Origin of the sequence: Bradyrhizobium sp. ORS 86 (genome assembly GCF_045571475.1) — a bacterium.
Classification (GTDB): Bacteria; Pseudomonadota; Alphaproteobacteria; order Rhizobiales; family Xanthobacteraceae; genus Bradyrhizobium.
The window spans coordinates 5,658,185-5,673,668 of record NZ_CP120699.1; the positions used below are offsets into that span (position 1 = coordinate 5,658,185).

General features: G+C 64.9%; 15 protein-coding genes. 9 read left to right on the forward strand and 6 right to left on the reverse strand.

The window, feature by feature from the left end; translation table 11 throughout:
• Positions 1-9 precede the first annotated feature (9 nt).
• The 6 genes from P6U25_RS26135 to soxA are packed head-to-tail and all read left to right on the forward strand — an operon-like array spanning position 10 to position 5,593.
• Complete coding sequence (locus tag P6U25_RS26135) at positions 10-2,211, forward strand: molybdopterin cofactor-binding domain-containing protein (RefSeq protein WP_407147640.1); 2,202 nt, start codon at positions 10-12, stop codon at positions 2,209-2,211.
• A gap of 54 nt (positions 2,212-2,265) precedes the next feature.
• Positions 2,266-3,537 (forward strand): FCSD flavin-binding domain-containing protein, encoded by a 1,272-nt coding sequence (locus P6U25_RS26140; RefSeq protein WP_407147641.1) that lies wholly within the window; start codon positions 2,266-2,268, stop codon positions 3,535-3,537.
• 13 nt (positions 3,538-3,550) lie between these two features.
• Positions 3,551-3,979, forward strand: coding sequence for a sulfur oxidation c-type cytochrome SoxX (soxX, locus tag P6U25_RS26145; RefSeq protein ID WP_407152616.1), 429 nt, complete (start codon positions 3,551-3,553; stop codon positions 3,977-3,979).
• A 44-nt stretch (positions 3,980-4,023) separates the two neighbouring features.
• Positions 4,024-4,503, forward strand: coding sequence for a SoxY-related AACIE arm protein (locus P6U25_RS26150; protein WP_407147642.1), 480 nt, complete (start codon positions 4,024-4,026; stop codon positions 4,501-4,503).
• On the forward strand, positions 4,503-4,823 hold the full coding sequence (gene soxZ / locus P6U25_RS26155) for a thiosulfate oxidation carrier complex protein SoxZ (RefSeq protein WP_407147643.1): 321 nt from the start codon (positions 4,503-4,505) through the stop codon (positions 4,821-4,823). Before P6U25_RS26150 ends, soxZ begins: the two co-directional genes overlap by 1 nt.
• Complete coding sequence (gene soxA, locus P6U25_RS26160) at positions 4,820-5,593, forward strand: sulfur oxidation c-type cytochrome SoxA (RefSeq protein ID WP_407147644.1); 774 nt, start codon at positions 4,820-4,822, stop codon at positions 5,591-5,593. Before soxZ ends, soxA begins: the two co-directional genes overlap by 4 nt.
• Before the next feature lie 155 nt (positions 5,594-5,748).
• Here the strand turns inward: soxA and P6U25_RS26165 are convergent, their stop codons facing one another.
• Positions 5,749-6,522, reverse strand: coding sequence for a ferredoxin--NADP reductase (locus P6U25_RS26165; RefSeq protein ID WP_407147645.1), 774 nt, complete (start codon positions 6,520-6,522; stop codon positions 5,749-5,751).
• Positions 6,523-6,687: 165 nt separating this feature from the next.
• Here P6U25_RS26165 and P6U25_RS26170 point away from each other — a divergent pair, with 165 nt between their 5' ends.
• The 3 genes from P6U25_RS26170 (at position 6,688) to P6U25_RS26180 (ending at position 10,203) form a co-directional block, all read left to right on the forward strand.
• On the forward strand, positions 6,688-7,884 hold the full coding sequence (locus P6U25_RS26170) for an amidohydrolase family protein (RefSeq protein WP_407147646.1): 1,197 nt from the start codon (positions 6,688-6,690) through the stop codon (positions 7,882-7,884).
• Between the two features lie 247 nt (positions 7,885-8,131).
• Positions 8,132-9,532 carry a selenium-binding protein SBP56-related protein gene (locus tag P6U25_RS26175; protein ID WP_407147647.1) on the forward strand — a complete coding sequence of 467 codons (1,401 nt, stop codon included), beginning with the start codon at positions 8,132-8,134 and terminating at the stop codon, positions 9,530-9,532.
• A 2-nt stretch (positions 9,533-9,534) separates the two neighbouring features.
• On the forward strand, positions 9,535-10,203 hold the full coding sequence (locus P6U25_RS26180) for a hypothetical protein (protein WP_407147648.1): 669 nt from the start codon (positions 9,535-9,537) through the stop codon (positions 10,201-10,203).
• 20 nt (positions 10,204-10,223) lie between these two features.
• Here the strand turns inward: P6U25_RS26180 and P6U25_RS26185 are convergent, their stop codons facing one another.
• The 5 genes from P6U25_RS26185 to P6U25_RS26205 all read right to left on the reverse strand — a co-directional run bounded on the left by P6U25_RS26185 (position 10,224) and on the right by P6U25_RS26205 (position 15,471).
• Entirely contained in the window at positions 10,224-10,679 is a 456-nt protein-coding gene (locus P6U25_RS26185) for a MarR family winged helix-turn-helix transcriptional regulator (RefSeq protein WP_407147649.1), read from the reverse strand.
• A 16-nt stretch (positions 10,680-10,695) separates the two neighbouring features.
• Positions 10,696-11,400 (reverse strand): ABC transporter ATP-binding protein, encoded by a 705-nt coding sequence (locus P6U25_RS26190; protein ID WP_407147650.1) that lies wholly within the window; start codon positions 11,398-11,400, stop codon positions 10,696-10,698.
• Entirely contained in the window at positions 11,397-12,188 is a 792-nt protein-coding gene (locus P6U25_RS26195) for an ABC transporter ATP-binding protein (protein WP_407147651.1), read from the reverse strand. The genes P6U25_RS26190 and P6U25_RS26195 overlap by 4 nt, the downstream gene beginning before the upstream one ends.
• Complete coding sequence (locus P6U25_RS26200; protein ID WP_407147652.1) at positions 12,185-14,074, reverse strand: ABC transporter permease; 1,890 nt, start codon at positions 14,072-14,074, stop codon at positions 12,185-12,187. The genes P6U25_RS26195 and P6U25_RS26200 overlap by 4 nt, the downstream gene beginning before the upstream one ends.
• A 182-nt stretch (positions 14,075-14,256) precedes the next feature.
• Positions 14,257-15,471: an ABC transporter substrate-binding protein gene (locus P6U25_RS26205; RefSeq protein ID WP_407147653.1), complete on the reverse strand. Its 1,215-nt coding sequence runs from the start codon at positions 15,469-15,471 to the stop codon at positions 14,257-14,259.
• Positions 15,472-15,484: the final 13 nt, after the last annotated feature.

Sequence of the window (15,484 nt, forward strand, 5' to 3'; positions counted from 1 at the left end):
GAGGCAGCCATGAATCAGCACGTCATGCCAAAACTCAACACGCCAAAGCTCAATCGCCGCGCCTTCGTGATCGGCTCGGCCACAGCCGGCGCCGGCCTCGCCTTTGGCCTCGACCTTCCCTTCGGCGGTCCTTCGGTGGTGCGTGCCGCTGACGGCTCGCCCGAGGTCAATGCCTGGGTCGTGATCCGGCCCGACGACACGGTGGTGATCCGCATTGCCCGCTCCGAGATGGGCCAGGGCACGCTGACCGGCCTCGCCCAGCTCGTCGCCGAAGAGCTCGACTGCGACTGGTCGAAGGTCACGACCGAATATCCGACGCCCGGCCAGAGCGTTGCACGCAAGCGTGCCTGGGGCGACTTCTCCACCGGCGGCAGCCGCGGCATCCGCTCCTCGCAGGACTACGTGCGCAAAGGCGGCGCGACAGCACGCATGATGCTGATCCAGGCGGCGGCCAATGACTGGAAGGTCCCGGCCTCGGAGTGCAAGGCGTCCAACAGCGTCATCACGCATGCGCCCACGGGCAAGACCACGACCTACGGTAAGGTCGCGGAAGCGGCCGCCAAGCTCGAGCCGCCGGCCGACGTCAAGCTGAAGGATCCGAAGGACTGGACCATCGCGGGCAAGCGCCTGAAGCGGCTCGACACCGTCGACAAGACCACCGGCGCGATGGTCTACGGCGTCGATGTCAAGCTGCCGGGCATGTTGAACGCCGCGATCAAGGATTGCCCGGTGTTCGGCGGCAAGGTGAAGAGCTTCGACCAAGCCAAGATCGCCAACATGAAGGGCGTCAAGAAGGTGGTGCAAGTTGGCGACAGCGCGGTCGCCGTCGTTGCCGACACCTGGTGGCACGCCAAGACCGCGCTCGACGCACTTCCGATCGTGTGGGACGAGGGCGACAACGCCAAGGTCTCCAGCGAATCGATCGCGAAGTGGCTTGCCGAAGGGCTGGATGACGCCCAACCCGCCTATGTCGGCAACAAGAACGGCGACGCCAAGGCAGCGATCGCAGGCGCCGCCAAGAAGATCGAGGCGGTCTACAGCTACCCCTATCAGAACCACGCCACGATGGAGCCGATGAACGCCACCGCGCTCTACACATCAGACAAGTGCGAGGTGTGGTGCGGCACCCAGAATGGCGAGGCGGCCTTCGCGGCAGTGCTGGAGGTATCGGGCCTGCCGGCCGAGAAATGCGACGTGCATAAAATGATGCTCGGCGGCGGCTTCGGCCGGCGCGGCATGACCGACTATGTCCGCCAGGCGGTCGCGATCGCCAAGCAGATGCCAGGCACGCCGGTCAAGCTGTTATGGTCGCGCGAAGAGGACATGCAGCACGGCAAGTATCACCCGGTGACGCAATGCAAGCTGACCGGGGCGTTCGATGCCAACAACAATCTAGTCGCGCTGCATTACCGTCTCTCGGGCCAATCGATCCTGTTCTCGGTGCGGCCGGAAGCGTTGCAGAACGGCATGGATCCCGCCGCGTTCCAAGGCGTCGCGCAAGCCGGCGAAGCGGCGATCGGCTATTCGGTGCCCAACCTGCTGATTGAGCACTCGATGCGCAACCCGCATGTCCCGCCCGGCTTCTGGCGCGGGGTCAACGTCAATCACAACGCGATCTACATGGAGTGCTTCATGGACGAGCTGGCCCAGGCCGCAGGCCAGGACCCGCTCGAATTCCGTCGCAAGTTGATGGGCAAGCACCCCAAGCATCTCGCCGTGCTCAACGCCGTGGCCGAGAAGATCGGCTGGGGCACACCGGCGCCGCAGGGCGTGTACCGCGGCATCGCGCAGGTGATGGGCTATGGCAGCTATGTCGCCGGCGCCGCCGAGATCTCGGTGACCGACGGCAGCAAAATCAAGGTGCATCGCATCGTCGCCTCCACCGATCCCGGCTACATCGTCAACCCGGCGCAGGTGGAGCGGCAGATCGCCGGCTCCTTCGTTTACGGCCTGAGCGCGCTGTTCTATGGCGGTTGCACCGTCAAGGATGGCCGCATCGAGCAGACCAATTTCGACACCTACAACTCGATGCGCATCAACGAAATGCCCAAGGTCGAAGCGGTGATGGTGCCGAGCGGCGGGTTCTGGGGTGGCGTCGGCGAGCCGACCATCGGCGTTGCGGCGCCCGCGGTGCTGAACGCCTACTTCGCGGCGACGGGAAAGCGGATCCGCACATTCCCGCTCCGCGACCAGAACATCACCTTCGCCTGAACCGATAACACGCGGCGGCCCGAGCGGCCGCCGCGTCTTCTTCCGGATTGTCACATGGCCGTCACGCGCCGTCCGACGCGCAGGGATGTCGTCCGCGGCGCCGCTGCCGCAGCAGCGGCGGCGCTGGCATGCCCGTCATTCGCGCAAGGAGCGCCGCGCGTTGCCGTGGTCGGCGGCGGCTTTGGCGGCGCGGCCTGCGCGCGGGCGCTGCGGCGGCTTGACGCTCAAATTCAGGTCACGCTGATCGAGCCGAACCGAACGTTCACCGCCTGCCCGCTCAGCAACGAGGTGATCGTTGGATTGCGCGAACTCCCCTTGCAGCAATTCACCTACGACAAGATCGCGGCCGAGGGCATTGCGGTTGCGCCGCAGGCCGCCACAAAGATCGACGCGCAGGCACGCAGCATCGGTCTCGCTGACGGCACCTCACTGTCCTACGACCGGCTTGTGCTCGCCCCCGGCATCGACATGCGCTTCGACGCCCTGCCCGGCTATGACGAGGCGGCATCGGCCAAGATGCCGCACGCCTGGAAGGCCGGCGAACAGACCTTGCTGCTGCGCAGGCAGCTCGAAGCCATGGACGATGGCGGTCTCGTGGTGATCGCCGTTCCGGCTGCGCCGCTGCGCTGCCCGCCCGCGCCTTACGAGCGCGCCAGCCTGATTGCCCATTATCTGAAAGCGCGGAAGCCGCGCGCGAAGATCCTGGTGCTCGATGCCAAGGACAATTATTCGCAGCAGAAGCTGTTCGAGAGTGCCTGGAAAACGCTCTACCCCGACATGATCGAGCGGATCTCGCTGTCGCAGGGCGGGCGCGTGACCTCGGTCAATCCGGCAACCAACGAGATCGTCACCGACTTCGGAAACTACACCGCAGCCGTTGCCAACGTGATCCCGCCGCAGCGGGCCGGACGCATCGCCGCGATCGCCGGCACCGCCGACCGCACCGGCTGGTGCCCGATCGATCCGGTCACCTTCGCCTCGAAACTCGTGCCCAATATCCACGTCATCGGCGACGCCTGCATCGCCGGCGCGATTCCGAAATCGGCATCGGCGGCGGCCGCGCAAGGCAAGGCCTGCGCGGCTGCTATCGTCAATGCGTTCGCCGGCGGGCCTGTTGAGACGCCGCGCCTCGATGGCGCCTGCTACAACATCGTGGCACCTGGCTACGGATTTTCGCTGAAGGGCATCTATCAGCCGAAGGACGACCAATATGCCGAGACTGACGTGACGACGAGCCCGCTCGATGCGCCGCCTGACGTCCGCCAGCGTGAGGCCGAACAGGCCGCAGACTGGTTCAAGACGCTCACGGGGGACACCTTTGGCTAGGTTCGCGTTCACAGTGCTGTGCGCGGCGATCCTGTTCGCGGTCCCGGGCCGGTCCGAGGCGCAGGCGCTGCGTCCGTATACGATCGTCGGCGACGCCATTCCGGGGCCGTTGACGGGAACCAAAGGCGACGCCGCGCGCGGCCGCGCACTGGTCGTTGACCGCTCCAACACTTGCATCCTCTGTCATAGCGGCCCATTTCCCGAGCAGGCGTTTCAAGGCGACCTCGCGCCGAACCTTGCCGGCAGCGGCAGCCGCTGGTCGGAGGGACAGTTGCGGTTGCGATTGGTGGACGCCTCGCGCCTCAATGCGGCGACGATCATGCCGTCCTACTATCGCGTAGACGGTCTTGCGCGCGTCGGCGTCTCATGGCGCGGCAAGCCGATCCTGTCGGCGGAGCAGATCGAGGACATCGTCGCCTTTCTGGTGACGCTGCGGAACTAGCGCATGATCCGATAAGAATCATGCGCAAACAAAGGACAAGCCAGATGCCGGATTCGGACCAGACCACGCGCCGCACATTCCTGGGCCTCGCGGGCAGTGTCGCGATGCTGGGAGCGGTTCCGGTCGTGACCGTACGCCCGGCCGAGGCGACGCCCGCCATGCTGGCGACTGCGATCCGCAACGTCGTCGGCGAAGCCGATGTACGGACCGGCAAGGTCAAGCTCGAGATTCCGCCGCTGGTCGAGAACGGCAATACGGTGCCGATGACGGTCAGCGTTGCAAGCCCGATGGCGCCGAACGACTATGTGAAAAGCATCCACGTGTTCAACGAGAAGAACCCGCAGCCGAACATCGGCAATTTCTATCTCGGGCCGCGCGCCGGGCGCGCCCAGGTATCGACCCGCATCCGCCTCGCCGACAGCCAGAAGGTCACCGCAATCGCGCGCCTCTCTGACGACACCTTCTGGTCGGCGACATCGGATGTCGTGGTGACGCTCGCGGCCTGCACCGAGGAGGCGATCTGATGCCGTCCGCCCTGATCAATGTGCCGAAGAAGGCCAAGCGCGGCGACGTGATCGAGATCAAGACGCTGATGTCGCACATCATGGAAACCGGCTATCGTCATACCGCGTCCGGCGCGGCGGTGCCGCGCGACATCATCACGAGCTTCACCTGCCGCTACAACGGCGCGGAGATTTTCCGCGCCGACTTCTTTCCGGCGATTGCCGCCAATCCGTTCGTCACCTTCTTCACGACCGCGACCGAGAGCGGCAAGCTCGAATTCGAGTGGATCGGCGACAAGGGATTTTCGGAGACCGCATCGGCTTCGATCACGGTCGAATGAGGATTGTCGGCTGCATCGCAGTTCTGCTGGCGATCGCGGGCACCGCGCTCGCCACCGAGATTCCGCAGTCCGAGCGCCGGTCCGGCTATGACTTCATGGGACCGGACAGCAAGGCGATGCAGGACGAGGACACCGACAATCCCGGCATGCTCTGGGTGCTGGATGGCGAAGCGCTGTGGAAGCGCAAGGCCGACACCGCGAACAAGGCCTGCGCCGACTGCCACAATGATGCACGCGTCAGCATGAAGGGTGTTGCAGCCCACTATCCGGCCTACGAGAAGACGCTCGGAAAACCGATCGATCTGGAACAGCGGATCAATCTCTGCCGCAGCAATCACCAGCAGGCGGTGCCACTTGCCTATGAAAGTCACGAGTTGCTCGCGCTCACGGCCTATGTCGCGGAGCAGTCACGTGACATGCCGATCGAAGCCGGCGACGATCCGGAGCTCGCGCCCTTCATCGAACAGGGACACGCGCTGTTCATGCAGCGACAAGGTCAGCTCAATCTCGGCTGCGCCAATTGTCACAACGACAATTGGGACAAGAAGCTCGCCGGTGCGCCGATCACGCAGGGGCAGCCGACCGGCTATCCGCTCTACCGGCTGGAATGGCAATCACTGGGCTCACTGCAGCGACGGCTGCGCGCCTGCATCACCGGCATCCGCGCGCAGGCGTATGACTACGGGTCGCCCGAGCTGGTCGAGCTGGAGCTGTATCTGATGACCCGGGCACGCGGGATGAAGATGGAAACGCCGGCAGTCAGGCCGTGACCGTAACCCTCATGGTGAGGAGCGCAAAGCGCGTCTCGGACCATGAGGCCCCGCTCGGGCCTCGCCCTTCGAGACGCTTGCTACGCAAGCTCCTCAGGGTGAGGAGATGGGTCGTGCGCGCCGCTCCATCCCCGTCATTGCGAGCGAGACTACAATCAGCGCTCGGCGAACGCCTTCTCGACCACGAACTGCGCGGGCTCTCCGTGATTGCCCTCGACGAAGCCGCGGCCGCCCAGCAGCGTGCGGGTGTCGGCGACCAGCGCCGGCGAGCCGCAGATCATGACACGGTCGTGGGCGGGATCGAGCGCCGGCAGGCCGATGTCGGTGAACAGCTTGCCCGACGTGATGAGGTCGGTGATACGGCCGCGATTGCGGAAGGGATCGCGCGTCACGGTCGGATAGTAGATCAACTGCTCGCGCACGAGCTCGCCGATCAGTTCGTCGTTGGGCAGCCTCTCGGTGATCATCTCGCCATAGGCGAGTTCCTTGACACGGCGGCAGCCGTGCAGCAGCACGACCTTCTCGAACCGGTCGTAGGTCTCGGGATCCTTGATCACGCTGAGGAACGGAGCGAGGCCCGTGCCGGTGCCGACCAGATAGAGGTTGCGGCCGTCCTCGAGGTTGTCGATCACCAGCGTGCCGGTGGCCTTGCGGCTGACGATGATCTCGTCGCCTTGCTTCAGGTGCTGGAGGCGCGAGGTCAGCGGACCGTCCGGCACCTTGATCGAGAAGAATTCGAGCGTGTCCTCGTAGTTCGCGCTGGCGACGCTGTAGGCCCGCAGCAGCGGCTTCTCGCCGACCTTGAGCCCGATCATGGTGAACTCGCCGTTGCGGAAGCGGAACGAGGGATTGCGGGTGGTGGTGAAGGAGAACAGCGTGTCGGTCCAGTGGTGAACGCTGAGGACGCTTTCCTGGTTGAAATTGCTCATCGCACCAATCCCTGATGTGTGCTGGCGGGTAAGGACTTGAACCCCGTTGACCGGCCGGATCGTTTGTATACGATCATTCGTATACAAATGAATAATCCGGCTTGATCCGAAAGTCAAGCCGGGCTCAAATTCGCAAGCGATTTCAACAACAGAAGGAAACCACCCATGGCCCATGACGCGCCCCAGGCCACCGGCCCCAGCAAGCTGGTGATCCGCAATATCGGGCTGTTGCTGTCGGGGGCCCTGGAGAAGCCGATCCTCGATGCCGACACCGTCGTCGCCGAGAACGGTAAGATCTCAGCGATCGGCCGTCTCAAGGAGGTCGATACCGAAGGCGCCACCACGATCGTCGATGCCAACGGGACGACGGTGGCGCCCGGCCTGATCGACAGCCATGTGCACCCGGTGGCCGGCGACTGGACGCCGCGGCAGAACCAGATCAATTGGATCGACAGCTATCTGCACGGCGGCGTCACCACCATGATCTCCGCCGGCGAGGTCCACATGCCCGGCCGTCCCCGCGACGTGGTCGGGCTGAAAGCGATGGCGGTGTTCGCGCAGCGCGCGTTCTGGACGCTGCGGCCCGGCGGCGTGAAGGTGCATGCCGGCGCGCCCGTGATCGAATGCGAGATGGTGGAAGACGATTTCAAGGAAATGGCCGCCGCCGGCGTCAAGCTGCTCGGCGAGGTCGGGCTCGGCGGCGTCAAGGACGGCCCGACCGCGCGGAAGATGGTCGGCTGGGCGCGCAAATACGGCATCCAGAGCACGATCCATACCGGCGGCCCCTCGATTCCCGGCTCCGGTCTGATCGACAAGGACGTGGTGCTGGAGGCCGACACCGACGTGGTCGGCCATATCAATGGCGGCCACACCGCCCTGCCCGACGACCAGATCCGCTGCATCTGCGAGGGCTGCAAGCGGGGGCTCGAGCTGGTTCACAACGGCAATGAGCGCTCGGCGCTGTTCACGCTGCGCACCGCGCGCGAGATGGGCGACTTGCATCGCGTCATCCTCGGCACCGACGCCCCGGCCGGCTCCGGCGTGCAACCGCTCGGCATCCTGCGCATGGTCTCGCTGTTGTCCTCGCTCGGCGAGCTGCCCGCCGAACTCGCCTTCTGTCTCGCGACCGGTAACACCGCACGCATGCGCGAGCTCGATTGCGGCCTGATCGAGGTTGGCCGCGCGGCGGACTTCGTCCTGATGGACAAGGCGCAGCATTCGCCGGGCAAGACCATCCTGGAGAGCGTGCAGCTCGGCGATCTCCCCGGCATCGGCATGACCATCATCGACGGCATCGTTCGCACCCAGCGCAGCCGCAACACGCCGCCGGCGGGCAAAGTGCCGGAGATCGTGGCGAAGTAGTCAGCCCCGACATCAGTCATTCCGGGGCGCGCGGGCCTCGTCGCGCCCCCGGCATGACGCGATCCACGCAACTGACGACGTTCGCCGCGACCGAAGCCTGCTTTCTCCGGACAGTGTTGAGGTGTATCGTGACCGCCAACGAACCTAGCCGGCGGAACTCGCAAGAGGCATTTGACGATCCGGATGAGTTCTTGCTGCATGCCGCCGTGCCGTGTTGGTCCACACCAGGCAACCAAGAGGCAGCACGATGACGATGAGACCAGATCCCACGTTTCACGCATCGCCGAAGCTTGCGATGGAAGCTCCGGCCGAGAACTTCGCCTACACCCTGCTGCTCAGCCCGGACTTCTCAAAGCCCGACGCGCTCGCCGTCATCGACGTCAAGCCGGGTTCGCCGACCTACAGCAAGATCGTCCACACCGTGACGATGCCCAACAAGGGCGACGAGTTTCACCATTTCGGCTGGAATGCCTGCTCGTCGGCCCTGTCGCCGCTGGCAGGGCACGCGTTCATTGAGCGCCGCTATCTTGTCATTCCGGGCCTCCGATCCTCCCGGATCTACATCGTCGACACCAAGCCGGATCCGACGCAGGCCAGGATCCACAAGATCATCGAGCCCGAGGAGGTCTTCAAGAAAACCGGCTATTCGCGGCCGCACACGATTCACTGCGGACCGGAAGGAATCTACGTCAGCACGCTCGGTGGCGGCGGCACGGATGGCACCGAAGGGCCGCCCGGCATCTTCATCATGGACTGCGAGACGTTCGATGTGCTCGGACGCTGGGAGATCGATCGCGGCCCGCAGACCAAGCATTACGACTTCTGGTGGAATCTGCCGCGCGATTACATGGTGAGCAGCGAGTGGGCCTTGCCGCCGCAATTCGAGAACGGAATCGTGCCCGAGGATCTGCTGTCGAACAAATACGGCCATCGGCTGCACTTCTGGGATCTGCGGGCGCGGCGCAATGTCCAGACCATCGACCTCGGCGCCAATCATCAAATGGCGCTGGAGGTGCGTCCCGCCCACGATCCGGTTCGCGAATACGGCTTCGTCGGCGTCGTGGTCGATACCACCAACCTCGAGGGTTCGATCTGGACCTGGTGGCGCGACGGCGGCAAGTTTCACATCGAGAAGACGGTGACGATCCCGCCCGAGCCCGCGCCGAAGGACCAGTTGCCGCCGCTCCTGCAAGGCTTTGGCGCCGTGCCACCGCTGGTCACCGATATCGATCTGTCGATGGATGACAAATTCCTCTACGTCTCCTGCTGGGCCACCGGCGAGATGCGCCAATACGATGTCAGCGATCCTCGCAAGCCGAAGCTGGCCGGATCGGTCCGCATCGGCGGCATCGCCCGCCGTGCGCCGCACCCGAACGGGCAGGTCTTCGCAGGTGGTCCGCAAATGGTCGAGATCAGCCGCGACGGCAAGCGGGTGTACTGGACCAATTCGCTCTACTCGACCTGGGACGACCAGTTCTATCCGCAAGGCATTCCCGGCGCCGAGGTGATGGCGAATGTGAGCCCGGGCGGCGGGCTTGAACTGGCCAAGGACTACTGGGTCAGCTTCCCCGACGGCTATCGGGCGCACCAGATCCGGCTCGACGGCGGCGACTGTTCGACCGACTCGTTCTGCTATCCGTCGGCTTGAATGTGAACGCAGCCGACTGGACGCCGGCCTGGCTGTGGCTGGCAGTCATCGCGAGCGGCCTGTACCACGGAATCAATCCCGGCATGGGCTGGCCGCTCGCGGTTTCGGCTGGATTGATGCAAAGGAGCTCGCGCGCGCTGGTAGCCGCGCTCGGGCCGCTCGCGATCGGTCACCTGCTCGCGATCCTGGTCGTGCTCCTGCCATTCGCGCTGCTGGTCGCACTTGCCGAATGGCAACGCGCGATCCGGGTCGGCGCCAGCCTTGTTGTCATCGCCTTCGGCATCTATCGGCTCGTCGACCGCCGCCATCCGAAGGCTTTGACCCGGATACCACCGACGCAACTGGGGCTTTGGTCCTTCACGGTGGCCATTGCCCACGGTGCAGCGCTGATGCTGGTGCCGATCTATCTCGGGCTCTGCCAGGACACCGATCTCACACAAGGCCACGAGGCCGCCGGCGCCCTGATCAATGCCAACATCACGATGGCCGTGCTGGTGTCGATCGTCCACGCTGGCGCGATGATCGTGGCCGGCGGATGTCTGGCATGGCTGGTGTACCGCTATCTGGGCCTCACATTCGTATCCCGTAGCTGGTTCAATCTGGATACCGTTTGGGCCCTCAGTCTGATCCTGGTGGGAGCTGTCGCACTGGCGTTTGGCATCGCAGATTAGCCTGCCTGCCAACCCGCCCGTCAGCGCAACTTGCTGAGCAACGCGATCAGCGTGTCGCGCTCCCTGGCGTCGAGCGGGGCCAGCGTCTCCTTGGAGATCGCGAGTGCATTGGGGATCGCCTTCTCGGCCAATTGCTGGCCGCTGCGCGTCAGGCTGACGAGCAGGCGCCGGCCGTCGTCCGGATCAGGCGAGGTCTCGGTCAGGCCGCGCGCGGTGAGCCGGTCGATCACGCCCTTGATGGTCGCAACATCCATCGACGTCAGCCGCCCGAGCTGGTTCTGCGAGCACGGCCCGACTTCCGACAGCTTCGACAGCGCCGCCCACTGCGTCGGCGTCAGGGTGATGCCGATGTCACGGGCGAAGATCATGGCATGGCGCTGCGACACCTGGCGCAGAATGAAGCCTATCTGGTCGTCCAGCACGTAGGCCGGCTTGGCCGCCTTGACGCTCCGTTTTTGGACACTGGTCCTGGCCATCGTCCCGCTCCGCCCCTTACAGCGACAAATGCGCGTCGCGGACATCCGGACGCGCGTCGAGTTCGGCCATGGTGCCGCCGAAGCAGATCCGGCCGCGCTCGATGATATAAGCCCGATCCGAGATCAGCCGAGCGAAATGCAAGTTCTGCTCGGAGACGACGATACTGACGCCCTCCTGCTTCATTGCGAGGATGGCATCGACCATCTGCTCGACGATCTTCGGCGACAGCCCTTCCGATGGCTCATCGAGCAGCACCAGCGACGGGTTACCCATCAAGGTGCGCGCGATCGTCAACATCTGCTGCTCGCCGCCACTCATGCGTCCGCCAGGACGCCCGCGCATCTCACCGAGATTGGGGAACAGCTTGAACAGCTTGTCGCGATCCCATTGCGGTGCGCCCGCCCGCTTGGGCTGGCGGCCGACCTCGAGATTTTCCTCCACCGTCAGGTCGGTGAAGATGCGCCGCTCTTCCGGGACATAGCCGAGGCCGCCGCGCACGATCGCATGCGTCGGCTCGCGCGAGACATCCTTGCCCTCGAACACGATTTGGCCGGTCCGATTCTCGACCAGGCCAACGATGGACCGAAACGTGGTCGACTTGCCGGCGCCGTTGCGGCCGAGCAGCGCGACCACCTCGCCCTCGCCGACCTCGAGCGAAATGTCGAACAGGATGTGCGCCGGGCCGTAGAAGCTGTTGAGATCCTTCACCGCGAGCTTCATGCCGATGCCCCTTCGCGATGCCGCGCGTCGTAGACCAGGCCCTCGCCGAGATAAATCGCCCGGACCTGGGCATTGCCGCGGACCTCTTGCGGCGAACCTTCGGCGATCAGGCTGCCGCGGTTGAGCACCAGAATGCGGTCGGCATGCTCGAACACCACGTCCATGTCATGCTCGGTGAAGAGCACACCGATCGACTGCTCGCGCGCGATCCGCGCCGTCAGCCGCATCAGCTCGATCCGCTCGCGCGGCGCCATCCCGGCGGTCGGCTCGTCCATCAAGAGCAGCTTCGGCTGGTTGGCGAGCGCGATCGCAAGCTCCAGCCGCTTGAGGTCGCCATAGGCGAGTTCGCCGCACGGCCGCTCCGCATAGGCGCCCATGCCGACCAGGTCGAGCAATCGCCCGGCCTCGTCGCGCGCGTGGTTTGCGGTCGAGCCCCAGAGATTGAACAAGTGCCGGCCATACGACACCAGCGCGACCTGCACGTTCTCCCGCACTGTCATGGTCGGGAACGTCGCCGTGATCTGGAAGGTGCGCCCGACGCCCATCCGCCAGATCACCCGCGGCTTCTTGCCCGTCGTCTCCTGTCCGAGCACGCGGATGCGGCCGGTATCAGGGACGTTCTGGCCGTTGAGCATGTCGAAGCAGGTGCTCTTGCCCGCACCGTTCGGTCCGATCAGCGCCAGGATCTCGCCGGAGCGCAGCTCGAACGAGACCCCTCGCACGGCGTGCACGCCGCCGTAGGATTTGGTCAGCCCCTCGACCGACAGCAATGTGGGGACCATGCTCATTCGGCAGTCTCGATGCGCGAGGTGAGAAGGGATGACGCCGACGACGAGGACTTGCGGCGGCGATGCATGAACGCCTCCAGCGTGCCGACGATGCCCTTCGGGAAGGCCACGACGATCAGCACCACGAAGGCGCCGAGCACGAGCTTGGATAGATCGGTCTGGCTGACCAGCCAGATGTTCAAGGACTTGTAGACGATCGCACCGATCACCGCGCCCGACACTGTCTCGACGCCGCCGAGCAGCACCATGACGAGCGCATCGACCGAGAGCGAGATACCCATGTTGTCCGGGAAGACGCTGCCCTTGAGATAGGCGAACAGCGCGCCGGCAAGCCCGGCTACCGTGCCCGCGACCACGAAGGCGGTCCACTGGATGCGCTTGCCGTTGATGCCGATCGCCTCGCTGCGCAGCGGCGAATCGCGCGTGGCGCGCAGCGCGAAGCCGAATGGCGAGAACACCATGATGCGGAGGACCACGACCGCGAGCGCGGCGATGCCGAGCGACAGCCAGTAGAAATGCGACGGGCTCGCCGCCCACTTCTCCGGCCAGACGCCGAGGATGCCGTTGTCGCCGCCGGTGACCGAGACCCACTGGAACGCGATCGACCAGACGATCTGTGCGAACGCCAGCGTCAGCATCGCGAAATAGACGCCCGAGAGCTGAACTGCGAAGAAGCCGAACACGGCCGCGCCAACCAGCCCCAGCAGCGGCCCAAGCAGCAGGCACGCGATCATCGGCAAGCCAGCCATCTTGGCGAGCAGCGCCACGCCGTAGGCGCCGAGGCCGAAATAAGCCGCATGACCAAACGAGGCCAGCCCCCCGACCGCCATCAGGAAATGCAGACTGACCGCGAAGATCACGAAGATCGCGATCTCCGAGCCGACGGTGAGTGCGTAGTTGCCCGCAAAGAACGGCAACGCGGCGGCGATGACCAGCGCCGCGACCGCGGCGAACCGTTCGTTCGCCGTCAGCGGCCGCCACGGATTGACCGATAGCCCCGGCGTGCGCCGCGCCGGCGCTTCCGGCTTGCCGAACAGCCCCCACGGACGCACGATCAGCACCACCGCCATCACCAGGAACACCAGGATGATAGAGATCTTCGGAAAGATCAGGATGCCGAATGCGTTGAGCTCCGACACCAGCACGGCGGCGACGAAGGCGCCGGTGATGCTGCCGAGACCGCCGATCACGACCACGACGAAGACTTCGACAATGACGCGCAGATCCATCGCGTGATTCACGGCGTCGCGCGGAATCTGCAACGCGCCACCGAGCGCTGCGAGGAAGACGCCGAGCGCGAACACGCTGGTGAACAGCCATTTCTGATTGACGCCGAGCGCCGCGACCATGTCGCGGTCCTGCGTCGCCGCGCGCACCAGGATGCCCCAGCGGGTGCGCTGGAACATGAGCCAGAGCGCGCCGAGCACGACCGGCCCGAGCACGATCAGGAACAGGTCATAGCTCGGAACGTTCTGGCCGAAGAAATCGATCGCCCCTCTGAAGCCCGGCGCACGGCGGCCGACCAGGTCATCCGGCCCCCAGACCAGCACCACGAGATCTTCGACCATCAGCGTCAGCCCGAAGGTCGCGAGCAGTTGGAACAGCTCGGGCGAGTGATAGATCCGCCGCAGTAGCAGCATTTCCACCAGCACGCCGATCGCCGCGACAATCAGTGCCGCGGTGACGATGCCGCCCCAGAAGCCGAGCGCGCCATCGAGGCGCTCGGTCAGCGTGAAGGCGACATAGGCGCCGAGCATGTAGAACGCGCCATGCGCGAAATTCACGATCCGCGTCACGCCGAAGATGATCGACAGGCCCGAAGCGACCAGGAACAGCGACGCCGCGCTGGCAAGACCGGTCAGGAACTGGACGACGTAGAAGGCCATGGGCGGTCCGCGTTGGAGAACACAAGCGTCACTTTTTCCTTACCTCGCCCCGCTTGCGGGGAGAGGTCGGATCGCGAAGCGATCCGGGTGAGGGGGACTCTCCGCAGGCTCACTCGTGGAGATAACCCCTCACCCCGACCCTCTCCCCGCAAGAGCGGGGCGAGGGAGTAGAAGCAGTCGCCTCAATCCTTCGGCCGCATCTTCTCGATCTCGGCATCGCTTGGCAGATAGTCCGAGCCCTTGCGATAGGCGGTATCGACCATGATGCCCTTGCCGTCCTTCAGCGCGGTCTTTCCGGTGAAGGCGCCGAGCGTGGACTGGTGATCGACCTTGCGGAAGGTGATCTCGCCGAACGGCGACGACACCGAGATCCCCTCGGCTGCCGCGATCAGCTTTTCCGGATCGGTCGAGCCCGCCTTGGCGAGGATTGCCGCCGCCGACTTGATGGTCTCGTAGCCGACGATCGAGCCAAGCCGCGGATAATCGTTGTACTTGGCCTGATAGGCCTTCAGGAACGCCTCATGCTCGGGCGTCTTGATCGAGTACCAGGGATAGCCGGTGACGATCCAGCCCTGCGGCGTCTCGTCCTTCAAGGGATCGAGATATTCCGGCTCGCCGGTCAGGAAACTCACCACTTCGCGGCCCTTGAACAGGCCGCGGGTATTGCCCTCGCGCACGAGTTTCACGAGATCGGCGCCGAAGGTGACGTTGAGGATCGCTTCCGGATTGGCGGCAGCGACCGCCTGCACCACGGGACCGGCGTCGATCTTGCCCTGCGGCGGCCATTGCTCGTCGACCCACTGGATATCGGGCCGCTTCGCGGACATCAGCTTCTTGAACACCGAAACCGCCGACTGGCCATATTCATAGTTCGGCGCGATCGTCGCCCAGCGCTTGGCCGGCAGCTTCGCCGCCTCCTCCACCAGCATCGCGGCCTGCATGTAATTGGAGGGACGCAGGCGGAAGGTGTAGCGATTGCCCTTCGACCAGGTGATGGCGTCGGTCAAAGGTTCGGCGGCAAGGAAGAACACCTTCTTCTGATTGGCGAAGTCGCTGACCGCAAGCCCGATATTGGACAGGAAGGTGCCCGTGAGCATCGCGACGTTCTCGCTCGAGACCAGCTCGTTCGCCGCGGTCTGCGCGTCGGCCGGCTTGCCGTTGTCATCCTTGGAAATGACGACAAGCTTCTTGCCGTTGATGCCGCCGGCGGCGTTGATCTCTTCCACCGCGAGCTGCCAGCCCTTGCGGTAGGGCTCGGTGAACGCCGGCAGCAGCGAGTAGCTGTTGATCTCGCCGATCTTGATCTCGCTCTGCGCCATGGCCTGCGATGTCATGGCGCTGCTCGCCATGGTCGCGACCGCGATCGCCAATCCCGCGCTTACGAAATACCCACGCATCCCATCCTCCAGT